The organism is Psychrobacter sp. CAL346-MNA-CIBAN-0220 (genome assembly GCF_040309805.1).
Lineage (GTDB): Bacteria > Pseudomonadota > Gammaproteobacteria > Pseudomonadales > Moraxellaceae > Psychrobacter.
Genome location: NZ_JBEOPF010000498.1, coordinates 1 through 255 on the forward strand (window position 1 = coordinate 1; position 255 = coordinate 255).

The window sequence follows — 255 nt, forward strand, 5'->3', positions numbered from 1 at the left end:
GGTTAAGTAAATTGTCTAGCTGCACTTGCAATGAAGGATGATAACCAGGGCGAGCTTTAACATAAATATTGACTAATTCTTGCTGGTAACCGGCTATTTGTAATTCAACAAATAATGGCCTAACAAACTTTCCTCGGCCGATCCGGCATAAGTAGTCTTTTAGCGCAGGCAACACGGGATCAAAATGATTACGAATGGCGACTCGATACCAATCACATGCTATTTCGGCATTGTGGCTGTCTGTTAATATAAAGG

The 255-nt window shown here is 41.2% G+C and carries 1 protein-coding gene; it reads right to left on the reverse strand.

What is annotated here, in order from left to right; translation table 11 throughout:
• A partial coding sequence (locus AAEY88_RS14530; protein WP_350563527.1) for a leukotriene A4 hydrolase C-terminal domain-containing protein occupies positions 1-255 on the reverse strand: 255 nt, incomplete at both ends.